Genomic DNA, 24,256 nt, shown 5'->3' on the forward strand with positions numbered 1-24,256 from the left:
CTGACTATCTGTTGATGCCAAACAGAGAGCAATCTGTAGAACAACCATGCCAAAAAAAGGACGCAGTGGCGTCCTCTATCGGATAGTCACGATAGTTGCATCAATTCGATATCAGCTATCGAACATATCAAACTATCGAGACTTTCTAAAAAATTATCGTCGCGACAAGGATTAAGATGAACGAGCCGCTAATGATACTTCCGGATCCGGTTCATGCGTGATGCGATTGCGTAAATCACGGCGAATAATTTCAATCGACCAGAACCAGATTAAATGCCCGACGATTTCAGAAACATGCTCATACCAAGGCAAGTCAAACACCGGCGGTGTCAATCCCATCAATGGGAAAGAGATCATATGGACAAACAGTTGTGCCAATGCTCCGGCAAGCAGCCCCTGCCATAGTTTAAAGATCGGGAATCGCTCGGTGACCACGCAATAACCAACGGCAAACACAATTGAGAAAATAATGTGTGTTACACCAACCCAGTTGAAGGCATGTCCTGCAAAGGTATACACCGCACTGTTCGGATCAACCATCCCCAACCAATCACGCAGAAAGACATAAGGCGGATTCAAAAAGTTACGTGAGCAGTCGATCTGTTCAGCGACACGATTGAGTAATTCCGGTGCGCAAGCGGCACTGAAAATATCATCGGGACTACGAGGCGGCAGCGGGTGTTCAGCCCCCCATTTGACAAACGCAGAAACAATACCTGCGATAAGGCCAATGAATGCAGCGAGACCATAACGCCGGCGGGCTGGATCAGATTGTTGAAGAATATTCATAACACCATCTCAAATTTTATTTACAAAATAATAATTAAAAAACAACAAGTTAAAATAAAAAATGCAATAATGGTTATAGCATCGACACACATAAATGTACATCACAATTCTGATATAAGGATGTGGCAGGATAAATGATGAGCAATGCATACCAAATTACAGGGACAGGCACTATAACCATCATTAATATTTTCTTCTTGAGATCACTTGGTCTATATACAATAAGTGATATATTAATTAAAGTTAGAGTCTGATTTTAAATATAAAAAAATCAACGTTCTGATTTAATTCTACGAATAAAACCAGATGACTTGGATCACCAATACAACAATCAAAATAGAGAAAAGCAATATGAAAAAATTTATTATTTCAAGTATCTTATCTTGTATCGCACTTCCGGCTTTCGCAGGTACAGCCAATATTACAGGTTGGTATGCCGATGCAAGCCCTTCTGTGGGCCATTCTTGTTTTACAGTTTCAAATACTTCCGGTGTACCTGCTGATGTGACAGTTCATTTATATAATCAAAACGGTGAAGAATATACAGAAAAACTATCATCAACGATTTACATTACTGCAGTTGGAGAGACATATACCTTACCTGCACTGGCAACAAGTCGGTTTTGTACACCACCAACTTCTCAAGGCGGTCTGGGATTCGGAACAATAGAAGCACATGCTGCGAGTGGCTATCAGGGGCAAGTCAAAGTCGTTGCTAATGGTTGGTACCATAACAACGCTGTTGGTTTCTCAATTCCGGTCAACAATGGTCAGCCTTTCTAATCATTTTCTTCAATAAAATCCGCAAGCATATGAGACCCACCTCATTCACTGCTAGCCTCTGGTAGACAAGCAAGTCTAACACCGTAAAAAAGCGCCTCTGAAATCAGAGGCGCTGCGTAAGCGTGCCAAACCTTCCTTAGATCAGCACAATAAGCTTCACAACTTCTTTTTTGTGAAGCGGGGAGACAAAACCCTAGAAGAATCCCAGTGGGTTAGTGCTGTAACTCACCAATATATTCTTCGTATTCTGATAGTGGCCGAGCATCATCTTATGCGTTTCCCGGCCAATCCCTGATTTTTTGTAGCCACCGAAAGCCGCGTGTGCCGGGTAAGCATGATAACAGTTGACCCAAACCCGACCGGCTTCGATATTTCTTGCCATGCGGTATGCGAGATTCGTATCGCGCGTCCATACTCCGGCGCCCAATCCGTACTCAGTGTCATTGGCAATCGCCAAGGCTTCAGCTTCATCTTTAAACGTCGTGACAGCAATCACCGGGCCAAAAATCTCTTCCTGAAAAACCCGCATTTTGTTATTACCGAACAACATTGTCGGCTGAATGTAGTATCCATTTTCGATACCGCCACTCTGCTGCGACGCTTCTCCGCCAAACAGGACCTGAGCCCCTTCGTTGCGACCGATTTCAAGATAACTGAGAATCTTGTCGAACTGTTCCTGTGACACCTGTGAACCAACCTGTGTTTCAGTATCAAGCGGATTTCCTTGTTTGATGGTTTTCGCCCGTTCAATCACTTTCTCAATAAACCGCTCATAGACCGATTCATGCACCAATACCCGCGACGGGCAAGTACAGACCTCACCTTGGTTGAAGAATCCCAGCAAAATACCTTCGATACACTTATCCAAATACTCATCTTCGTAATCGAAAATATCAGAGAAATAAATATTGGGTGACTTACCCCCCAGCTCAACGGTCGATGGTATTAAGTTATCTGCCGCGCATTTCAAGATATGGTTACCCACTTGAGTTGAACCGGTAAAGGCCAGTTTGGCAATTCGGTTACTGACTGCCAATGCCTGCCCTGCTTCAGCCCCATATCCGTTGACAACGTTGACGACTCCCGGCGGCAACAGGTCACCAATTTTTTCCATTAATACCAGTATAGACGTTGGTGTCTGTTCTGCTGGTTTTAATACCACACAACAACCGGCAGCCAGTGCCGGAGCCAGTTTCCAGGCCGCCATCAACATCGGGAAGTTCCACGGAATGATCTGCCCGACCACTCCAATCGGTTCAGGGAAATGATAACTGGCCGTGGTGCTGTCCAGTTCTGCCGCCGAACCTTCCTGCGCACGAATACAACCGGCGAAATAGCGGAAGTGATCCACCACCAACGGCAGATCCGCAGCCAGTGTTTCACGCACGGGTTTACCATTTTCCCATGCCTCAGCAACCGCCAGCTCTTCCAGATGCGCTTCGATGCGATCAGCAACTTTGAGGAGAATGTTGGCACGCTCAGCTACAGGTGTCGCAGCCCACTTAGCACGAATCTCATGGGCTGCGTCCAAAGCAAGGTTGATATCCGCTTCCGAAGAACGGGCAACCTGACAGTAAGGTTTACCATTCACCGGAGAAATATTGTCAAAGTAGGTTCCACCAACCGGTTTGACCCACTGACCACCAATATAATTGTCGTAATGGGATTTAAAATTGATGATTGCATCTGCTGTTCCGGGTTGCGCATAAATCATATGTCGTTCCTTCTGGCCTATTTTACTTTCACGTATTGGTTTTCACGTTCATGTCATTGTTTGTTTTGACATTGTTCAGGCGTTATTTTTTGCCTGTAATTTTCTGTGTAACGCAAATCACAGGCCAGTATCGAAAGACTTGCTGTTACCTTTGTGTAACACTATGATTAACAAAAAATAACAATCATAATCTGTTGGCATCGGGGTAACCCGATGATTCTCTCCAAATTGTTCAAGTGTTACAAAATGGAACACAGTGCATGTGAAAGAGTGAAACAATGATGCAACATGTTCAATTTTCTGCCGGAGACTGGCTGACATCATCTTGGGATCGATGCCATCAGGCTGGCTTAAAACAGCGTCGACAGCCTGAAAACATCATCATGTCCAGTACCGAGCTCAAAGAGCGAAAATGGTCGGTCAATCCGCTGATCCAAGCGGTCGAAACTTATGCGCTGCCACTGTTTAATCAGATGTTTGCCCATAGTGATAGTCGCCTGATCCTCACTGATCGGGATGGTGTGATTCTGGCGAGCTGGGGGCAACCGCGTTTTAAGGAACGACTCACCCAAATCGCACTGGATAATGGCGTCTGCTGGCAAGAAAATCTCAAAGGCACCAATGCCATCGGGACTGCCATTGTCGAAGCCAGACCATTGACGATCATCGGCAAGCAACACTACGTTCATCAACATCAGTTTATTAGCTGCTCCGCCAGCCCTGTCTTTAACCATCAGGGGCAACTCATCGGTATTTTAGATATCACCAGTGAACAACAGCAGCATGATCTTTCGACACAAATGCTGGTTCAGAATATGGTTCAACAAGTGGAAAACCATCTGTTATGCGCTATTCCCGACAGTGCGGTTAAAATCAATCTGGCCTGTGAAAAAAAACTACTCAACAGTGGTTGGCAGGGTGTGTTGGTTGCTGACGCATCCGGTAAAGTACTCGCCCATAATCATATTGCCTTTCAGTTACTTGAACGCCCCAACATTATCGGACTTTCAATCGAAAGCCTGTTACAGCAGCAAGACCGTACGCTGGTTTTTGAAAAACATCCCCTCCAATCCTCCGGGAAAAAATCCAGCACCTTTCGCTCGGCCAATGCATTCACCACCTCCTGTGAACTCCATTTTGGTGATGACCGGATTGAGCAAGCCTGGCAGCAGGCTCATAAACTGATCGATAAAGATATCCCCTTGCTGATTCTGGGAGAAACCGGAGTCGGTAAAAATGAATTCGTCAAAGCTTTACATCAGCACAGCTCACGGAAACATCATCCGTTAGTCATCGTTAATTGTGGTGCAATCCCCAGAGATCTGATTGAGTCCGAACTGTTCGGTTACGTTGCCGGTGCCTTCACGGGGGCGAACCCAAAAGGTTATCAGGGGAAAATCCGCCAAGCACATCAGGGCATGCTGTTTCTTGATGAAATCGCGGATATGCCGCTGGACGCACAGTGCCGCCTGCTCCATGTCTTACAAGAAAAAGAAGTGATTCCGGTAGGATCAGGTCAGAGTGAACCGGTTGATATTCAGGTTATTGCGGCCACCCATAAGGATTTAACCGCGGAAGTGGCAGCAGGACGATTCCGTCAGGACCTTTATTATCGTCTCAACGGGCTGGTTCTTGAACTTCCCCCATTGCGGGAGCGGCAAGATAAAGCACAACTGATTGAGCATATTCATCGCCAATATCGTCTCAATCAGCAACAAATCTGTCCGCAACTGCTGCACATTCTGCAAGCTTATCTCTGGCCGGGCAATATTCGCGAACTGGATAATATGCTGAAAGTCACTTGCCTGCTCACCAGCGACGAACCGCTGTTGAAGCTGGCGCATATTCCCGGTCATATTCTGAAATCATTGACCTCGTCTGCACCGACAACCGCAGCCTCATCGATTCAACTGGCAGATACCTCACCAATCGCAGTCAATGATGCACAACAGATGCCGGATTTGAAAACCACGGTAGAAAGTCGCTTACTGCAAACCTATCAGGCAACTCAGGGGAACATCAGTCAGACATCTCGGTTACTCGGTGTCAGCCGTAATACCATTTACCGTAAACTCAAAATGCTCGGTATTTTAAATCAGTAAATCAGCCAGAATTTTATTCGGCGGCTGGTTGGTATGGATACAGGCTGAGACCACCAGCGCACCTCGTCAGACTAGACTGCGGTGTTGGCTTTTAAATAAGAACCGAGACATTTCACTTTACTGATCGCCTCGATTTCGGTCAGAGCCGCTGCGACGGCCGGGTCTTGGTGGTGCCCGTCCAAATCGATAAAAAAGTGATATTTACCGAATTGAGTACAGGTCGGGCGGGAAATAATCGACGTCAGATTGACTTTTCGTCGTGAAAAAGAGGTCAGAATCTCCCCGAGAAAACCGGGATGATCATGCTCATCGACGACAATCAGGCTGGTTTTATAGTCGGCTTCAGCATAATAAATCTCCGGATAATGTTGCGCGGCAAAGACCAAAAACCGAGTCTGATTATTCTCATAGTCATTGACGTTCTCAACCACTGCGGCAAACGTCTCTTGCTGCACGTTATCAGCCGGTACAATTGCAGCACAGGGCTGTGAGGATTGACGCGCCAGTGCCAGTGATTCGGTATTACTCTCGGTCAGAACAATCTGACATGTCCCCAGTGATTCAATAAAACGACTACATTGCCCTTTCGCGACGAACTGAACAAATAATTGTTGAATCTCATGCAACGCCACCGTGCTCACACAAGCAAAACGAATAGGGAGAATCACTTCACCGATAACTTTAAGATCCGCATGGATCAGTTGATCGAGCACAGAGGGAATAAACCCCTCAGAGAAGTTTTCAATCGGCAAAACGCCGACATCACACACCGAACCTATCGCATCCAGTGCCCGTTCGATTGAAGAAAAATATGCCAATTCGTACGGGAACATTGGTGTATCCATGGGCAGAGCTGACTGCTCCGTGATGTAGCGCAGTGTCGCCGTCTCCGAAAATGTTCCCCGTGGCCCTAGTGTTGCAATTTTTCTCATGTCCTTTCCAAACTCGTCGTCTATCGATAGCATTTTTCTGGTGTGTGCGTTTTTATATTAGTGCTGGTTTTTATCCGTGCACGTCGCCGATCAATCACCGACAATGCGCCGGCATTCTAACATAAAATGTATCGGGGCTGTTCATCGCACTATTTTCATCGCACTATTCTCATCGTACTATCCGCTCCCGTCGACACTCCGGTATGATAGGCGCGGTAACCTTTTGACGAGATGGCCTATTTCGATGCTTCAGACACAATTAATCAGCTTATTACCGGATCTGGCAACCTTCATTCTGATTGTCAACGAAGGCAGTTTTACCGCTGCCGCCGCAAAACTCGGGGTCACCCCGTCAGCACTGAGTAAGTTAGTGACCAGACTGGAGCAGTCGCTACACGTCAAATTGTTGGAAAGAACCACCCGTAAACTGATGATTACCCAGTCGGGTCAACAGATTTATGACCAATGTCTGGTGATGATGAAAGCAGCCCAACAGGCTGTTGATCTGTCAACCTCGGAGCATATTCATCCGTCGGGAACGCTGACGGTCGCAGCACCGGAAGCCTTTCTCAATTCAGTCCTGCAACCTTTGGTCGTGCCATTCCTCAAACAGTATCCGGATATTCAGTTACGCTTACGCTCGGTGGACGGACATATTGATCTGTTTAAAAACAATATTGATGTGGCGATTCGTTTAACCGACAAACCTGACGAGAATCTGGTGATGAAAGAAATCGGCAAGACCAATTTAGTGCTGTGCGCCAGCCCGGATTATCTGGCTGAACGAGGACAACCGCACCATCCATTGGACTTAAAACAGCACGACTGTCTCTATCTTGCCGAACATAATAAAGACAATAACTGGACGTTTATGCACATGCAGGAAACCCATACGGTCACCGTCACCGGACGCTATGCCGTCAATCATTCACAGATGCGGCTGAATGGCGTCAAACATGGATTGGGTATCGGCATTTTTCACGACTTTGTGGTTCGGGAAGCATTAGCCAGTGGTGAGATTGTCCGACTATTACCCGACTGGAGCATTAAAAGCAGCTATCACGGTGCGATTGTCATGCAGTACGCACAAACCCAGTACATGCCCGCCCGCGTACGGGTGTTTATCGACGAGATGACACAGCAACTCACCGCAACATTTCGGTTTCATTGAGGATTGATTCGTGCCGGCGGTGCGGACATACATCACCGCCGGCATCAACCTATCGGTCAATCGCGTGATGATTCCGCGGTAAAAATACGATCAAACTGGTTCAGCGCAATCACTTTGGCATTGGCTTTTCTTTGCCATTTCGCCGGACTGGCGACCAGCCATTTTTGCTGTGAGTGATGAATAATGGCCTGACTGACCGCTGCCTCACGGAGTTCGTATTCCATAGCGAATTCCGCCAGTTCAGGATGAGACTGACCGGGCATCGGCGGTTGGGCCAAACGACTGACAGCGGCACAACCAATAATACCAATATCCGCTGAAAAGCGACTAAAAAACTGGCTGACATTTTCACCGACTATATCCCCGTCATGACTGCGGATCCGTCCCTCCGGAAGCCAGATTTCAACCTGCTCATGTTGAGAAAGGATATGCGCCGCTTCAAAATTATTGGTCACAACGCGCAGTTCTTGATGGTGCACCAAACGCTCGGCAATCAACGCGATCGTGGTGCCAATGCCCAGAAAAACAGTACTGCCGTCAGGGATCAGCGGTGCCACTTGTTCGGCAATCAGGCGTTTTTCGGTCTGGTCGGTTGCCTGACGCGCTAAATAACTGCGATTCGACAGCGTCGCCGGCAAACCGACCCCGCCATGATGTCGCCTTGCCAGTCCCATCGCACAGAGTGCATTGATATCCCGGCGAATCGTCTGAGTCGTCACCGCAAAATGTTGGGACAACGCCTCAATAGCGCAATATTCATCACGATGAACCAGTGCCAAAATTTGCTCTTGGCGGACAGTTAAATTTTCCATCAATCACCTGTCAACCTTGAAAAAACAGCCGTCACTTTCATGATTTGCAGCAACGGATTCGTTCTTATTTATTGGTTGATACTGTTTTATAAACCTATATTTTATTAAACCTATATTTTATTAAACATAGCAGTGCGGTTTATCTGTGATCATCATATCCACTCCCCACCGCCAATGCGCTTCAACCTCCAGCGGCTGATTCGGGGTGTAACAATAAAGCGCATAACCCCGCTGTTTAATCGCTGCGGCTTGCTGTTCATCCAGATGACGATAATCGCAGTGAACACTAAAGGCATCTAACGTCTTCAGAATCTCAAAAGCATCAACTGGCATGGTTTCCCACAATAGTCCGCGCCGAATCCCGGGCATCACTTGTTGCATGATCGCCAGTGCCGTTATGCTGAAACTGGAAAACAGCAACTGTTCCTTAGCAATCCCGACCGCATCAATCACTGCCGCAACCCGCTGACAGAGCAAGGTTTCGTCATCTTCAGGGTAAAGCTTTAACTCGATATTCAGGTTGATATGGTGCTGTTCGGCGAGTTGTAAGGTCGCTTCTAAGCTTGGCACCGTCTCATCCCTGAATGTTTGATCAAACCAATGACCCGCCGAATATTGGGTCAGCTCACTGAATGTAAGTTCCGCGACCTTACCGACGCCGTCGGTGCAACGTTCTAATGTTTGGTCATGAATCACCACGGGGATTTGATCAGCGGTTAACTGAACATCCAGCTCAATCCATTGACAGCCAAACGCAATGGCCTGTTTAAATGCGGCTAACGTATTTTCCGGGGCCTGACTTGAATACCCTCGGTGCGCCATGACTTGCATAATTATCTTCCCCACGGATGCTTGCTTACTCATATCAATGAAGGAAGAATTTCAAATCAATGTGACGGAAAGATTGCGTTCTGATGACAGTCTTACTGTTCAAATAAATTCATTTACTTGTCATTTTAGCGTCATTTGGCTTGCGTAGCGTTCATATGAACATCAACAGCGTGATTTCACCCTCCGTGAATGTTCGCTTGAATCTTAAAATGAGAATGATAGGGAAAAATAGCATGATGCTTAAAAAACTCATTGGTTTAACGCTCGCAACGACACTGGTCAGCGCACCAGTTTTTGCCAAAACCGAAATTCAATGGTGGCACGCAATGGGCGGTGCTTTAGGGAAAAAAGTTGACCAGATCGCTGCTGATTTTAATGCGAGTCAGGATCAATACGAAATTAAGCCGGTTTACAAAGGGACGTATGCCGAGACGATGACCAGTGCGATTGCCGCTTTCCGGGCCAAAGAGCAGCCAGCGATTGTACAGGTATTCGAAGTCGGGACGGCGACCATGATGGGCGCAAAGCAAGCGATTTATCCGGTTTACAAACTGATGAAAGATACCCAAGAACCGTTTAACCCCAATGATTATCTTTCTGCAGTCACCGGTTACTACACCACCAATGATGGCAAAATGCTCTCGATGCCGTTCAACAGCTCAACCCCAGTGCTTTATTACAACAAAGATATGTTTAAAAAAGCCGGTATTGCTGCACCACCGAAAACATGGGATGAGATGAATGAAGTGTCGCAGAAGCTCCTGCAATCGGGCGCAAAATGTGGTTTCACGACAACCTGGCAATCCTGGACTCAGATCGAGAACTTCGCCGCGCGGAATGACATTCCGATGGCAACGCAAAACAACGGCTTTGGCGGTCTGAACACTAAATTCGAATTCAATACCAAACCTTTCGTCAACCATATCAATCAGATGGCCCAGTGGGCGAAGAACGGTGTATTCAAATACGGCGGCCGTCAGTCTGATGCAATGCCACTATTCTATACCCAAGAGTGTGCGATGAGCATGGGCTCTTCTGCCGGTCTCGCCGGTATTAAAGAAAACATGAAAGGCATCGATGTCGGTGTGGCTCAGCTTCCTTACGACTCGCATGTGATCAAATCACCGCAAAATACCATCATCGGCGGCGCATCGCTATGGGTGCTCAGAGGCCACTCGAAAGCAGAGTACAAAGGGGTCGCGAAGTTCTTTAAATACTTATCCAGTGCCAAAGTTCAGGCAGACTGGCATCAGTTTACCGGTTATCTGCCGATCACCAAACAAGCATATGAGTTAACCAAACAGCAGGGATTCTACGCGAAAAATCCGGGGGCCGAAGTGGCTGTCATTCAGATGACTTCCAAGCAACCGACCGCAAACTCAAAAGGGATCCGCTTCGGTAACTTCCTTCAGACGCGAGACATTATTAACGAGGAACTTGAGGCGGTCTGGGCAGGCAAAGAATCAGCCCAAACAGCGCTCAACAATGCAGTCAAACGTGGTAATGAACAATTACGCCGCTTTGAACGCACGCAAAAATAATGTGTTCCACATAAGCGGATCGGTTCGATCCGCTTTCACCTGAAATAAGTTTACTGATTATGATGTCATCTCAAGTGGTGTTTAAGCATCGTTGGTTACCGCTGATGCTCATGGCACCTCAACTGTTTATTACGTTCGTGTTCTTTCTCTGGCCGGCCGGACAAGCGATTGTCCAGTCTACCCAGCTAGAAGATGCCTTTGGCATATCCACCGAATTTGTCGGAGCCGAAAACTTCCTGCATTTATTCACCGATAGTCATTATCTTGAGTCACTCGGTACCACTTTCGTGTTCAGCAGTGCGGTTGCCGTTTTGGCACTTGTCAGTGCACTGGTGTTAGCGGGAGTGGCAGAAAGTGTTGTCCGTGGGGCGCTGGCCTATCGAACCCTGCTAATCTGGCCGTATGCGGTCGCACCGGTGGTCGCAGGGTCGCTGTGGCTATTTCTGTTCGACCCGACCATCGGGATTGTGAGTGACTGGATCGGTCATCTCGGTATCGACTGGAACCCGAAACTGAATGGTACCCAAGCCTTGATCATGGTGGTGATTGCCGCGACATGGAAACAGGTCAGCTACAACTTTCTGTTTTTTCTTGCCGCATTGCAGTCGGTGCCGAAATCGCTGCATGAAGCGGCTGCCATTGATGGCAGTGGCCCCATCAAACGTTTTCTGACCATCAGTTTCCCGCTGATTACCCCGACCAGTTTCTTTCTTTTGGTGGTGAATTTCGTGTATGCCTTCTTTGATACCTTCGCCATCATTCATGCCATGACTCAGGGTGGCCCGAGCAACAGCACCTCAACGCTGGTGTATAAAGTGTATAACGATGGTTTTATCGGACTGGATATGGGTTCGTCGGCAGCGCAGTCGGTGATTCTGATGATCATTGTCGCCCTGCTCACCGTCATTCAGTTTAAATATGTCGAGAAAAAGGTGACGTACTGATGGTTGAAAAAAGACCCTTATTCAAATTGTTTTGCCACCTGACGCTGATTCTCGGCATTGCTTCGGTAGCATTTCCGGTCTGGCTGGCGATTGTGGCAACCACACACAGCAACAGTGATTTTGCAACTGGCACACCGTTATGGTTCGGTCATCTCGGGCTGGATGTATTTAAAGCGCTGTTTTACTCACACGACAAGGTCAATGGCTCCCGCTTTCCGCTTGCGCTAATGCTGACCAACTCGTTGATCATGGCGCTCTGTATCACCGTCGGCAAGCTGGTCATTTCCATTCTGTCGGCTTATGCCGTGGTATTTTTTCGCTTTCCGGGAAGAATGCTGGCCTTCTGGGTGATCTTTTTCACGCTCATGCTGCCGGTTGAAGTGCGCATTATGCCCACCTTTGAAGTGATTACTGACTTACACATGCTGAATTCGTTTTACGGACTGACGATTCCGCTGATTGCCAGTGCCACCGCGACATTTTTATTCCGTCAGTTTTTCATGACCGTACCGCACGAGTTGGTCGAAGCCGCACGCATCGATGGCGCGGGACCGTGGCGATTTTTCTTTGACATCCTGCTGCCGTTGTCACGTACCAACATTGCAGCCCTGTTTGTCATTACCTTTATCTATGGCTGGAACCAATATCTTTGGCCACTACTGATTACCACAGACATCAAATACTACACCATCGTAATGGGCATCAAGCAGCTATTAAACGTCAATGATGGCATTGTTGAATGGAACAAAATTATGGCGATTACCCTCATTGCAATGCTACCGCCGGTTCTGGTGGTCATCGGTATGCAAAAAGCCTTTGTGAAGGGTTTGGTCGATTCGGAGAAATAAATCATGGCGACGTTAACATTAACAGATATTCAAAAGTCTTATTCAAACGGATTTCAGGCGATACATGGCGTTGACCTAGCCATTGACGACGGTGAAATGGTGGTTTTAGTCGGGCCAAGTGGCTGCGGCAAATCGACCCTGCTCAGAATGATTGCCGGGCTCGAAGAAATCAGTGCCGGACAGTTGATGATCGATGAACAACCGGTCAACAATCTTGAACCGGGGCAGCGAGATATCGCGATGGTATTCCAGAACTATGCGCTCTATCCACATATGTCGGTGTTCGACAATATGGCTTACGGGCTGAAAAACCGCAAAGTTCCCAAAGAGAAAATACGCGAGATGGTGACAGAAACGGCAACCATGTTAGAACTGGATCATCTGCTGGAACGCAAACCCAAACAGCTTTCGGGCGGGCAACGCCAGCGTGTTGCGATGGGACGAGCTATCGTGCGCTCACCCAAGGTGTTTCTATTTGATGAGCCGCTGTCAAACCTTGATGCCAAGCTCCGCGTGCAGATGCGTCTGGAGATCAAAAAGCTCCAGCGCCGTTTACAAACCACCTCGGTTTATGTCACCCACGATCAAGTCGAAGCCATGACATTAGGCGATAAACTGGTAGTGCTCAACAAAGGTAATATCGAACAGGTCGGTACCCCGATGGAAATTTACCAACAACCGGCCTCACTATTTGTTGCAACATTTATCGGAGCCCCGGCAATGAACATTCTGAATGGCCTTGTCACGAACAACGGGCTCGAACTGGGGCTGTATGAATTAAAGATGGATACAACATGGTGGGAACAGGGACCAGTTATGCTGGGGATGCGCCCGGAACATATTCAGATCGTTGAGGATCATCCGATGTTTGAGGCGACCATCGAGATGATGGAAGCATTGGGAGCAGACTTATTACTGTACTGTCACATCCGTGGCCGTGAAGACCAAAAGCTGATCATTCGCGTACATGAAGGACGGCAGTTTGACATCGGTGAAACCTTAAGTCTGGCGATTCCGCCCGAACATATCCATCTGTTTGATACGACCAGTGAACAACGATTGCCTTCTCCATTATCAACCACCGTACAGAACGAGGTTATCAATGGTTAGTCTGATCAAGCAACTGACCGCAGAGCGAGCAAAAAAAATAGAATGGTTACTCACGGATGTGGATGACACCTTAACATGGCGCGGACGAATTCCACCGGAGACACTCGCCTCGCTCGAACGATTGCACCGTTCCGGAGTGAAAGTCGTTGCCGTGACCGGCGCTTGTGCCGGCTGGTGCGATCATATCGCCAAACTTTGGCCGCTGTATGGAGTGATTGGGGAAAATGGCGCATTCTGGATGTTCAAAAATCGCCACGGTTTTCAAACCCATTACACCCAACCGATTGAAACGATGCGTTTGCGTCAGGAACAGCTCAGAGAAAAAATCAGTACGATTTTAACGGATTATCCAGACGTCGATTTTGCCGCAGACCAAGGTTACCGAATCTGCGACGTGGCGATTAATTTGAGTCAGGATCGCATTCCGGTGAACAAAGCAATTGCTCAGGAAATTGCCCGGCAGATTCGTGACTTAAATATCGATGGTGAATCGGTCAATGTGATGCTGAGCTCGATCCATATCAATGCGTGGGTGGGAGAACATAGTAAACAACGCAGTGGTCAATCGTTTCTGCACCGAATGACGGAGCAAGATGACATTGATTTGGCAACCGTGACCTACGTCGGGGATTCACATAATGACGAAAGTATGTTCGCATGGCTGCCTCTGACTTTTGGCGTGAATAATATTCTCGCCATCATGGACGATTTAACCCATCAACCCAGTTTTATCACCGAACGCAATGGCGGCTATGGATTCTCTGAGTTGGCCGATAACTTATTGCAACTACGGCAGATGTGACGAAGCCATCACCCCGTATAAAAACAAAGCTAACCCCGGTGTCAGGACGTTAGCTTTGTCATTTGACCGCAAACATTCAGGGATGCCGGGAAAGCGGGGGCTGAATTTCACAAATCGCTTTCACGATAATCTGCAATTCTCTTGCTGAAAAATCCACCACCGGAATCAAGGTTTGCCTCGCTTAAAATCAGCGCGCACACTTTATCTTTCATAACATCGGCTAAGACAATAGAGACAGCACCGCCCATACGATGACCAAAGATAACAATATGACTTACACATAAACAGTTTAATAACTCTTCAAGATATTTCGCATGATTTGCAATGGAATAATCAAATGAATCAGGCATATCGCTGTAACCTGAGCTAATCAAATCAACTTACGATATCGCTCCGCGACAGCAGAAATCTGCCTCACCATCGCCTCAAAACTGGCGCTGGATGCAATATGTGGCGTGACAACGACCTGCTCCATCTGCCAAAGTTTACTGTCCACAGGCAGTGGCTCGGTGGCAAACACATCAAGCAAAGCGCCGCGCAGACGTTTATTGTCAAGCGCTGCAATTAAATCCTCTTCCACCAAATGCGCGCCGCGGCCGCAGTGAATCAGCGCAGCATTGTCTGGCAGTTTGGCGAGTGTTTGTGCATTCAGCAGCCCTTCGGTTTCGGCATTAAGTGGCAGCAGGTTGACCAGCACATCCAGCCCGTCAAGCACATGCTCTAACGCGTCAGCGCCCGCGAAACAAGTCACGCCCTCAAGCGATTTCTCCGAACGCGACCACCCGCGCACCACATAGCCCATCTGCGCCAGATGAGTCGCGACATACGCGCCAATTTCACCAAGCCCCAGAACACCGATGGTGATCTGTCTGGCAGCGCGTTGCGGTAATTCTTGCCAGAGATTCTGACGCTGAAAGCTTTGGTAACGATCCATATCGCGCTGGTAATAAAGGACGCCCCACAATACGTATTCAAACATACCGTGCTTTTGTTCAGCATCGACCATGCGTTCAATCTTCAGCCCCGAGGTCAGCAATGGCCCCAAATTATCGGCACCGGCACCAAGAGAATGCAGGCATTTCAGCGTGGGAAAATCATGCGTCAAAGTCGGGCTTGGATACCAACAAGCCGCGACCTGCGCCGTTGCAGCGCGAGGATCGTCGTGTAGCACCCAGTCCACGTCACTTTGATGCTTAGCTGCGTATTCAAGCAAAATTTTGCTAAAGCCGGGATTGTTGGTTACGACCAAAACCACAGGTTTCACACTCTTAATCCTTATATGAGGGGTCTAAACGTTCAAGTTTACGCAGCCAAGCCTGCCATACAATATGGCGTTCATGAGCGACTTTCTTAAACTGACCGGAAACGTAATCGGCCAGTTTAGCGGGAATCACGTTAATGTCAGAAAGCCCCGCCATTTGCCCTGCTGCAAGCTGAATTTCACAGGCTCTGTTGAGATAGAACATCACCTGAAACGCATCAGCGACCGTTTCGCCGACGCTGAGTAAGCCATGATTACGCAGAATCAGTGCCATATTGTCGCCAAGTGAGGCTTGAATACGACTGCGCTCTTCAAGATTAAATGCCACACCTTCATAGTCATGATAACCGACTTGATTGTGAAATTCGGCGCTGATTTGGTTAAGATTCAGCAAACCTTTATGACACGCCGCTACGGCCATGCCGGCAAGTGTGTGAGTGTGAATGACGCAGTGCGCGTCTTCACGCGCCATATGCACAGCACTGTGAATCGTAAAACCTGCCGGATTATATTTGGCATCACCGCTGATGATTTCGCCGTTAGCATCGACAACAATCAAATTGCTGGCGGTCACTTCATCAAACATCAAACCAAATGGGTTAATCAAAAAGCACGGTTCCCCTGCCCCCGGTAAACGCACCGAGAAATGGGTATAAAGGGTATCTTCCCAACCCAGCATCGCTGCCAAGCGATAGGCGGCGGCTAAGTCTTGGCGCAATTGTCTTTCCCGGCTATCCATCAAGCGGCTCTCCCCATAAATTCTTTAACGCGTTCAAAGTCTTGGCTATCATTTTCTTTATTCAAAATATCACTCGGCGACGCATCAATCGCCACCACGCCGTTCTCCATCATAATCACGCGATCCGACACCGACAGCGCAAAGTCCATCTCGTGAGTAACGATGATCATGGTCATGCCCTCTTTGGCTAAGTCTTGAATCACTTTCAGGACCTCGCCGACCATTTCAGGATCGAGCGCCGAAGTCGGTTCATCAAACAGCATAATATCAGGCGACATTGCCAGCGATCGAGCAATCGCTACGCGCTGCTGCTGACCTCCCGATAACTGATGCGGATATTTGTTGGCATGAGCAAGCAAACCGACCCGGTCGAGCAAAAACAGCGCTTGTTTTCTGGCATCTTCATACGACGCCGCTTTAGCGTGATAGCGCGGCGCCATGATCACATTTTGCAGCGCAGTTTTGTGCGGAAACAAATTAAACGATTGGAACACCATACCAATACGTTTGATGCCTTCACGAATACGGCGTTTGTTGTTGACGGCTCCGCCTTTGATGTAGCCCTCGCCATACAATACAATTTCACCGCCATCGATCTTTTCGAGGTCGTTAATGGTGCGAATCAAGGTCGTTTTGCCCGACCCCGACGGACCGATGATACTCAGCACTTCACCGGGTTTGACTTTGAGATCAATCGATTTCAATACCTGATGACGGCCATAAGATTTGGTAATGCCTTGTAGTTCAATAGCATTCGGGGCGCCTTTTTTGACTTTTGGCAGCACTGCGCTGTTCACCGCAATGGCTTGACTGCGCAGTTTGTCACACTGCTTGGTCGATAGGGTTTCCGGTGCGCGTGATGGAATGTCCATTTTCTTCTCAGCCCAGTGTAGCACTGAGCCAAAGATGGTCACGATCGCCACGTAATACGCAGCAACCGCAAGCAAGGTTTCCATCACCAGAAAGTTTTGTGAATAGAGGCGCTGACCGGTTTGCAGTAGCTCCGGAAGTGAGATAGCTGACACCAGCGAGCTGAGTTTGATGATGGTGACGAACTCATTGATCATCGCTGGCATCGACACACGAATCGCCTGAGGAATCACGATCATACGCTGCACGCCTAAAAATCCGATGCTGAGCGCATGACCCGCTTCACGCTGACCTTTGGCCACCGATAGCAAGCCGCTACGATGAATTTCCGCCATGTAGGCAGCTTCGGTCACGACCATACTCACCAGCCCGGCGATAAACGGTACTCCAAGGTAGGTACCGGTGGATGGAAACAACTGCGGCATGTTGTAGACAAACACTAACACCACCAAAAGCGGCACACTGCGAAAGAACCATACAAACAGCGAGGTTGGCAAAGATAACCATTTTTTATTTGATAATTTACCGCACGCAACCACAAACCCCAATACGGCACCCAGCGCCCACGACAACGTACTTAACACGATGACGGTCACGCATGCATGGTAAAACGCGGCCATGGTAAATAGCGAAAAGAAATATTCCCAATCTAAACTCATTGTAACTCCGGCGACTTTCTGGCTTCTCAAGCCAAGCTTGAATATGAATCAGCAATACTCACGCCCTGACGCTTACCGTTACCACGATAATGCAAGCCGACCAAGGCGCACAGGATTACTTCTCAATTCTCAACTGGGGTAAGATCGTATTTCTTGATCAAATCGCCATACGACCCGTCGGCCTTAATTTCTGCCATTGCCGTCTCAAGCTGCGCTTTCAGCGGTGCATTGTCTTTCTTGACATAGATACCGAGCGTTTGTGGAAACACTAAGTCGTCTGAACTGATTTGCACGCGACCTTTGGTGCGTTCAACAAACATCTGCGCCGCACCGGCGATTTCAAGCTGTGCCTGAACGTTACGCGACATCAGCGCTTGGGTGACCTCCGGCGCCGTTGGGAACTCTTGAACGTGAATCGGTTCCAGACCTTTTGGCTCGCAGTAAGATTCGGATAACTCATTCAGCGCTTTAACCCAAGTTGTCCCCTGCTGCAAACCGACTTTCACGCCGCACAAATCATTTTCTGTTTTTGGTGAGATATCGCTGCCTTTGACCACCATGATTGACGCACCAGTGCGCGCATAAGGAATTGCATCGGCTTTTTTCAAGCGGTCAGGAATGATGTACATACCTGAAATGACCGCATCAAATTTATCTGAGTTAAGGCCTAAAATGAGTCCGGTAAACTTGTTATCGCGGAAACTGTAATCAAGGCTCATTTTACCAGCTAACAACGCGGTTAATTCCGGGTCAAAACCGACCACTTTATCGCCATCGTAAGACTCGAACGGTGGGTAGCTAATTTCCATTCCGACGACAAATTTACCATCATTCAGGGTATTGGCCGCCATCGCCGCCGTTGAACTCAACGCGGTCGCCAACATAGCGCCAACCAACAGTGATTTGATTCTTTCCATGATTTATCTTCCTTGTGACTGTAATGTAAAACTGGCTTTATGTGTTGCTTAGTAACGGTGTCCGGACCGGTCAAATAACCCGGCTTGCCCAAAGCCTATCGCTTATGCGTCAGGCTTGCTGAGTTTCAAGCGGTGAGCTTTTATGCTTTTTAAGATGGCCAAACGTCGCAACGCCTGTGGCACGCGGCGGCAAACTCAGTTCGCCTTTGGCGACTTTTTCGCGCAAATAACGATAGGTTTGCAGCGCCTGACTATACATATGCTCACCGATACTGAGTTCCTTGTACTCGCTTTGGCCATCATCAAACTGAGGCAAAGGCTTGACTAACGTGTCGTAATCACAGGCAAAAAACAGTGGGAACGAGTAACGTTCATGCGCCACTTTACGCACTCGGTGCGACGTCGCAACAAACTGGCCTGATGTGAATACTTCTAACATATCGCCAATGTTGATAACCAGCGCTTCTTCATCACCCGCCTGAATGGGTGGCGCATCGATCCAGTCGCCGTGATCGTTCATCACTTCCAAACCGGGTTGATCGGAGAGCAGCATCGTGAAGCACTCGTAATCGGTGTGCGCACCAATGCCCGGGCGATCCTCAGCTTCACCATTGTAGGGATAATGAATCAGGCGCAGTTTGGCGGGCGGGCAAGTCACCATCGCATCGAAGTAGTCTTCACGAAGGCCAAGCGCCAGCGCAAACCCTGAAAACAGTTTGCGTCCCAGCGCAAATACTGTGGTGTAATAATCAAGAATCGGTTCGCGAAACTCGCTTAGTTCCGGCCATTCATTTTCACCAATCAATGGCGTATGACTCAGTACATACGGGTTGTCTTTCGGCGCGGGAAAACCAACATCGTAAGCTTCTTTGTGATCCGGTTTACCACTGCCGTAGATCTCTTCGCCTTCCGGCACAAACCCCTTATGAGTTTTCGAATGACCAATGTAGTAACGCATTTTTTCTTCAAATGACTGCGCAAAAAAACGTTTTGCCGCCCGGCGGAGCCCGGTGATGGTTTCAGCGGGAATGCCGTGACCGGTAACGTATAAAAAACCCACTTCGCGCGCAGCTTTGCCCATTTCAGCAGCGACGCGCCGACGCTCGCTCAGCGCATCGCTAAATAATCCTCGCACGTTAACCACAGGAATTTCGGTAAACGATTTGGCTGTGTCGATCATGATTCAATCCTTTGTTAATCCGCTTATTCTATGGTGCAGAACATGGTTGTCATATCAAACATTAATGTTCTGCAAAACATTGAAAATGCTCGCGTTCTTCCTTAGCAATCCAGTCATTGAGTGACCACAGATCCGCGACCGGCACATTGGTAAACGGCAAATGGTGAAGATAGCCATCCGGGCCAAATTCAGCAGTCATGGTGGTCACAGAGCGTCCGCTGTCCAAATGGTGTTGCCAAACTTGCTGCCACAGGATTTGGTGAAAGGTCAGAGAAGCTTGATATTCAGGTGCACCGGGGTGTGGCACTTGCGCGCCTTGGTCATAGCCAACGCGCGCTTGTACGTGAAATACACGTTGCAAATACTCGCTTAAGTCATCTTCCGGGCGGTCCAGCAAACGTTCACAGACTAAAACCCAGTGGCTGATATCCATGGTAAAAACCATCTCCGGCACACGTGCCATCAGCTCAAGCGTCACCCAAGGGCTATACAGGGATGAGCCGCGATGGGTCTCAAAGCTGCACACAATCCCGGCCTGACTGGCGATGTCGACGGCACGACTGAAAAATCGTACTTGTGTCTCCATCGGCCAACGGTCATTACCGGCCAACACATTGACAAACCTGGCATTGAGCGCTTTGGCGTACTCAAGCTGGATTTCAAGTGTGTTTAAATGCTCATCGGGTGTTTTGCTCTGATCCGGAATCACATCACCACCGGTAAAAATGATCGCAATGTAACTCAGCCCGGTTTGCGCGAGCTGATGTTTAAATGCAGCGCGCTTGTGGTCATCAAGGATCACTCGCCCTTCGACGCCGTCAAAACCGGCTTGTTTGAGTCGGGGGGCAATAGCACTTAACGGCTCGCTCACCCCCCACAATGTTCGGTACAACTCAAGTTCCATCTCGATTTCCCTGTAGCTTGCTGCTCAGCTTATCCCTTTTCTTAAAAATGTTGCTTAACGACGGCGACTATTTTTCGCTGCGTTTGAGTGCCTGACACATACAGTGCACACCGCCGCCACCTTTGGTGATCATCGCGATATCCGGGTCAAACACGGTCAGACCACGCGCATGACACTGCTGTTTGAGTATGAGACTTTCTTCAGGAATCAACACCCGCTCATTGCCCAGCGAAACAATGTTGCAGCCAAGCTCCATGGCCTGTTTATACGGAATATCAATGATGTCGATCTGTTTACTTTTCAGCCATGCGAGCAGTTCATCGGGTACCACAGCGGTGCATACCGCAGCCAGTTTTTCGGCAACCATCACGCACTGCACATCCATATGTAGAAAGTGTGAGTCGAATGGAACAGCGAAAAACTCCCAGCCCTCTTTTTCAAACCAACTTTTCACCTGAGCGAGTCCTGCTTCACTGGTGCGCTCACCGGAGTAACCACACAGCACCACGCCGGGTTCAATCAGCATAAAGTCGCCACCTTCAAAGCAACCGGCAGTCACTACATCATAAATCGGGATCCCCGCTTGCTGGTAAAACGCCAACGCTGTAACCCATTCACTACGACGCCACGGGCTGTACATCTGGCTGATAATCGGTCCCCACGGCGTCATCACCGAAGAGTCACGAGCAAAAAGGCTGTAAGGTTGATCCGCTTTTGCGCCAAGAAAATGGACATTCACATCAGCCTGACGATAAACATCGAGCATCTCGTTGTATTGCGCTTTGGCGACCGCGAGGTCATAGCGTGCGCCCCCATTCATATGGCGGCGCGACGTCGAGTTACCGGTACGCCACTCATAGAAATCAATCGGCCCTACCAACACCTCTTGTAAACGGCCTGTCTCGGAGTAAATTCCCCAATCCGATAACGGCTCCGTACCCCCTTCAAGCTGGCGTCGACGCAATGGAAAAGTCATATTCGATCAATCCTTTTATTCTGAAAGTTGAATTAAACTATGAAGCAGAACATTAGCACCGGCGACCAATTGTGCAGGCTCGGTGTGCTCTTTTTCATTGTGAGAAATACCGTCTCTGCACGGTACGAAAATCATTGCGGTCGGCCCGACGCATGACAAATACACAGAATCGTGTCCGGCACCGGAAACAATCGACATCGAACCGAGTTCCAGCTGATCCGCCGCAGTCTGAATCACATCAATACACTGAGCATCAAATGCCACCGCAGGCGATTGCCATAACACCTCAATGTCAGTGCTCAGGCGAAGTGGTCTTGCCGCACTCTGGCACAGCGCCAAGATTTCTCGAGATAAAGCGTCCAACTCAGCCTGATTCGGATGGCGGACATCCAAGGTAAATGTGACGCGTTCCGGCACGGTGTTGGGCGATGACGGATAAGTGGCGATTTTGCCCACGGTTAGCCGCGCCGCTTCACCATACTCAGCGGTTTTGCTAAACAGTTTGCTCAGCACTCTTGTCATACCTTGCACGGGGTCTTTACGCATCTGCATCGGTGTCGGACCGGCATGAACCGACTCACCGCTGAGCGTGACCTGATACCAGTTCATGCCCTGCACGCCAGACACCACACCGATGGTTTTTCGTTCTGCTTCAAGAATTGGCCCTTGCTCAATATGCAGCTCAAGCGCGGCTTTAAATGGAAAGGCTTGGCAAGGAACGGTGCCAAGCTGCTGACTTCGGGTGAGCGCATCCAAATAACTCACGCCATTGTCGTCTAACGAACGATAGACATCGGCCTGATTCAGCTTGCCGGCAAACACACCCGAGCCAGACATGGCCGGACTGAATCGTGCACCCTCTTCATTGCTCCAGACCACAATCTCGACCGGGTGTGGCAAGGTCATGTTGCTGTCAGCCAGTGTGGTCATCACTTCCAGCGCGGCGAGTACACCATAAACACCATCATACTTGCCGCCGGTAGGCTGCGTGTCTAAATGCGATCCCATCAAAATCGGCTCAAGCGCATCATTGTCGCCGCGAAAACGCACAAACAGATTGCCCATACTATCGAGGCGCGGCTGCCCGCCGATGGCATCACACCAATTGAGAAACAGCGCTCGCCCCTGGCGATCTAAGTCTGTCAGCGCCTGACGGTTACAACCGCCATTTGGTGTTGCGCCGACTTGCGCCATCTCACTGATAAACTGGAGTAATCGGGATGCGTTAATACGCAGTGAATTGGGAGACAAGGTATTCATAGGCGTGTCGCTGTTGTGATCGATTCACTACAGATTAGCGACAAGTGACTTGGCAATGCTATTACCCGATTGAGGTATAGACGCTTAACGAGAGAAGTGCGAAGCTGGTTCGAGGTTGACTAAGTCATCAAAGATCTTGGCCAGCAATTCATGTTGAGAGCTGACTTCGAGTTTGCTGTAGATATTTTTACGGTGCACCCGCTCGGTTTCGTATGAAATTTCCAGCAGCCGTGCGGCCTCTTTGCTGGAATAGCCGCGAATCAACAGTTGCATCACTTGGTTTTCGCGCGGTGTCAGCACTCCGGTGCCAAAATTGTAGATGTACTCTTTTACCTGCATGTTCGAGTCACGTTCCGGCGGCATTTTCTGATTATCATGCATTTTCACCGTCGAACTTAAAATGGGATACAGCGCCCGTAGCCGGGTTAACACCCGCTGATTAAACTTGGCCAGCGTCTCGGTACGGCCGAGCGATAACAAATAGACGTTATTGTTTCGCCCCTGCACGCAAAAACAGGTTTCATCAATCAGCTGCGAGGGGCGAAAATACTCTTCATAGTAGGCACTGTGGTAAAAATCGTCCGGTGCGATCTCATCTAACGTCACTAACCCTTCATTGCCTTGATTGGCACAATAATCGTAAAACGGGCTGAGCAGATACGCCCCCTGTAGATACTTATCCCATACTGCAATTTCATCCACCGCAAATGAAGAGCACAACACAGTCGGCGCTTTCGACGGGTGATAAATCAGCATCACGTAATCATCAAAACTCGCCGCTGTACGCAGCAAATAGGTGAGTTTGTCGAAAAACTCCGGCTCACCAATTGCAAGGATCAGATCGGCAATTCCGTGAATGGTGGCATTATTGGCATCAGAATGGTGATAAAACATGAATCAATCGGCTGTTGTGTTGCTGGTTTTATGTTGTTCAAGGTATCAGATATCATACATGCTGTCTTAGGATTTATAAGGGAGATGTATGATTTACTCAGTTAAAGTGCCTGTCAGGTCATGACTTAAAAATATAGCGAACTTCACCAACGAGATTACCACTGGTGATATAACCCCGATGCCGACTATCGATTGAAAGCTGATACCGCGACGCTGC

23 protein-coding genes are annotated in these 24,256 nt (G+C 48.6%); 8 read left to right on the forward strand and 15 right to left on the reverse strand.

What is annotated here, in order from left to right; translation table 11 throughout:
• Positions 1-171: 171 nt before the first annotated feature.
• Positions 172-789 (reverse strand): YagU family protein, encoded by a 618-nt coding sequence (locus AC55NX_RS16385; RefSeq protein ID WP_496996704.1) that lies wholly within the window; start codon positions 787-789, stop codon positions 172-174.
• Between the two features lie 306 nt (positions 790-1,095).
• On the opposite strand from AC55NX_RS16385, the gene AC55NX_RS16390 reads away from it, so the two are divergent.
• Positions 1,096-1,572, forward strand: coding sequence for a hypothetical protein (locus AC55NX_RS16390; protein WP_318585754.1), 477 nt, complete (start codon positions 1,096-1,098; stop codon positions 1,570-1,572).
• A 193-nt stretch (positions 1,573-1,765) separates the two neighbouring features.
• On the opposite strand, the gene exaC is transcribed toward AC55NX_RS16390, so the two are convergent.
• Positions 1,766-3,286: an acetaldehyde dehydrogenase ExaC gene (exaC, locus tag AC55NX_RS16395; protein WP_496996705.1), complete on the reverse strand. Its 1,521-nt coding sequence runs from the start codon at positions 3,284-3,286 to the stop codon at positions 1,766-1,768.
• A 281-nt stretch (positions 3,287-3,567) separates the two neighbouring features.
• On the opposite strand from exaC, the gene AC55NX_RS16400 reads away from it, so the two are divergent.
• A complete protein-coding gene (locus AC55NX_RS16400) occupies positions 3,568-5,388 on the forward strand; it encodes a sigma-54-dependent Fis family transcriptional regulator (RefSeq protein ID WP_496996727.1) in 1,821 nt (606 codons plus the stop codon).
• A gap of 71 nt (positions 5,389-5,459) precedes the next feature.
• Here the strand turns inward: AC55NX_RS16400 and AC55NX_RS16405 are convergent, their stop codons facing one another.
• Complete coding sequence (locus AC55NX_RS16405; protein WP_496996706.1) at positions 5,460-6,320, reverse strand: prephenate dehydratase; 861 nt, start codon at positions 6,318-6,320, stop codon at positions 5,460-5,462.
• A gap of 244 nt (positions 6,321-6,564) precedes the next feature.
• Here AC55NX_RS16405 and AC55NX_RS16410 point away from each other — a divergent pair, with 244 nt between their 5' ends.
• Positions 6,565-7,491, forward strand: a complete 927-nt coding sequence (locus tag AC55NX_RS16410; RefSeq protein WP_496996707.1) for a LysR family transcriptional regulator — start codon at positions 6,565-6,567, stop codon at positions 7,489-7,491.
• 56 nt (positions 7,492-7,547) lie between these two features.
• On the opposite strand, the gene AC55NX_RS16415 is transcribed toward AC55NX_RS16410, so the two are convergent.
• Entirely contained in the window at positions 7,548-8,303 is a 756-nt protein-coding gene (locus tag AC55NX_RS16415) for a DeoR/GlpR family DNA-binding transcription regulator (RefSeq protein WP_496996708.1), read from the reverse strand.
• Positions 8,304-8,423: 120 nt separating this feature from the next.
• Positions 8,424-9,134 carry a glycerophosphoryl diester phosphodiesterase gene (locus AC55NX_RS16420; RefSeq protein WP_496996709.1) on the reverse strand — a complete coding sequence of 237 codons (711 nt, stop codon included), beginning with the start codon at positions 9,132-9,134 and terminating at the stop codon, positions 8,424-8,426.
• A 233-nt stretch (positions 9,135-9,367) separates the two neighbouring features.
• Here AC55NX_RS16420 and ugpB point away from each other — a divergent pair, with 233 nt between their 5' ends.
• The 5 genes from ugpB to AC55NX_RS16445 all read left to right on the forward strand — a co-directional run bounded on the left by ugpB (position 9,368) and on the right by AC55NX_RS16445 (position 14,379).
• Complete coding sequence (gene ugpB, locus AC55NX_RS16425) at positions 9,368-10,675, forward strand: sn-glycerol-3-phosphate ABC transporter substrate-binding protein UgpB (RefSeq protein ID WP_496996710.1); 1,308 nt, start codon at positions 9,368-9,370, stop codon at positions 10,673-10,675.
• A 62-nt stretch (positions 10,676-10,737) separates the two neighbouring features.
• Entirely contained in the window at positions 10,738-11,619 is an 882-nt protein-coding gene (ugpA, locus tag AC55NX_RS16430) for a sn-glycerol-3-phosphate ABC transporter permease UgpA (RefSeq protein WP_496996728.1), read from the forward strand.
• On the forward strand, positions 11,619-12,467 hold the full coding sequence (gene ugpE, locus AC55NX_RS16435; protein ID WP_496996711.1) for a sn-glycerol-3-phosphate ABC transporter permease UgpE: 849 nt from the start codon (positions 11,619-11,621) through the stop codon (positions 12,465-12,467). The genes ugpA and ugpE overlap by 1 nt, the downstream gene beginning before the upstream one ends.
• 3 nt (positions 12,468-12,470) lie before the next feature.
• Positions 12,471-13,577: a sn-glycerol-3-phosphate import ATP-binding protein UgpC gene (locus tag AC55NX_RS16440; protein ID WP_496996712.1), complete on the forward strand. Its 1,107-nt coding sequence runs from the start codon at positions 12,471-12,473 to the stop codon at positions 13,575-13,577.
• Positions 13,570-14,379: an HAD-IIB family hydrolase gene (locus AC55NX_RS16445; RefSeq protein ID WP_496996713.1), complete on the forward strand. Its 810-nt coding sequence runs from the start codon at positions 13,570-13,572 to the stop codon at positions 14,377-14,379. Before AC55NX_RS16440 ends, AC55NX_RS16445 begins: the two co-directional genes overlap by 8 nt.
• Positions 14,380-14,486: 107 nt before the next feature.
• On the opposite strand, the gene AC55NX_RS16450 is transcribed toward AC55NX_RS16445, so the two are convergent.
• From AC55NX_RS16450 to AC55NX_RS16495, 10 genes are all read right to left on the reverse strand, one after another.
• Positions 14,487-14,729: an alpha/beta fold hydrolase gene (locus AC55NX_RS16450; RefSeq protein ID WP_496996714.1), complete on the reverse strand. Its 243-nt coding sequence runs from the start codon at positions 14,727-14,729 to the stop codon at positions 14,487-14,489.
• Positions 14,730-14,749: 20 nt separating this feature from the next.
• Entirely contained in the window at positions 14,750-15,643 is an 894-nt protein-coding gene (locus AC55NX_RS16455; protein WP_496996715.1) for a 2-hydroxyacid dehydrogenase, read from the reverse strand.
• Positions 15,644-15,647: 4 nt separating this feature from the next.
• Positions 15,648-16,379 carry a class II aldolase/adducin family protein gene (locus AC55NX_RS16460; protein WP_496996716.1) on the reverse strand — a complete coding sequence of 244 codons (732 nt, stop codon included), beginning with the start codon at positions 16,377-16,379 and terminating at the stop codon, positions 15,648-15,650.
• Entirely contained in the window at positions 16,379-17,908 is a 1,530-nt protein-coding gene (locus tag AC55NX_RS16465; protein WP_059122375.1) for an amino acid ABC transporter permease/ATP-binding protein, read from the reverse strand. Before AC55NX_RS16465 ends, AC55NX_RS16460 begins: the two co-directional genes overlap by 1 nt.
• Before the next feature lie 122 nt (positions 17,909-18,030).
• A complete protein-coding gene (locus tag AC55NX_RS16470; RefSeq protein WP_496996717.1) occupies positions 18,031-18,825 on the reverse strand; it encodes a transporter substrate-binding domain-containing protein in 795 nt (264 codons plus the stop codon).
• A 109-nt stretch (positions 18,826-18,934) separates the two neighbouring features.
• Positions 18,935-20,005, reverse strand: coding sequence for an isopenicillin N synthase family dioxygenase (locus tag AC55NX_RS16475; RefSeq protein WP_496996718.1), 1,071 nt, complete (start codon positions 20,003-20,005; stop codon positions 18,935-18,937).
• A 61-nt stretch (positions 20,006-20,066) separates the two neighbouring features.
• Positions 20,067-20,909 (reverse strand): sugar phosphate isomerase/epimerase family protein, encoded by an 843-nt coding sequence (locus AC55NX_RS16480; RefSeq protein WP_496996719.1) that lies wholly within the window; start codon positions 20,907-20,909, stop codon positions 20,067-20,069.
• A gap of 67 nt (positions 20,910-20,976) precedes the next feature.
• On the reverse strand, positions 20,977-21,885 hold the full coding sequence (locus tag AC55NX_RS16485) for a dimethylarginine dimethylaminohydrolase family protein (protein ID WP_496996720.1): 909 nt from the start codon (positions 21,883-21,885) through the stop codon (positions 20,977-20,979).
• Positions 21,886-21,900: 15 nt separating this feature from the next.
• A complete protein-coding gene (locus tag AC55NX_RS16490; protein WP_496996721.1) occupies positions 21,901-23,145 on the reverse strand; it encodes a Zn-dependent hydrolase in 1,245 nt (414 codons plus the stop codon).
• Positions 23,146-23,229: 84 nt separating this feature from the next.
• The gene (locus AC55NX_RS16495; protein WP_496996722.1) at positions 23,230-24,039 is read right to left on the reverse strand and encodes a helix-turn-helix transcriptional regulator; all 810 of its coding nucleotides are present in this window, start codon (positions 24,037-24,039) and stop codon (positions 23,230-23,232) included.
• Positions 24,040-24,256: the final 217 nt, after the last annotated feature.

It is taken from the genome of Vibrio rubrogenes (assembly GCF_059641415.1).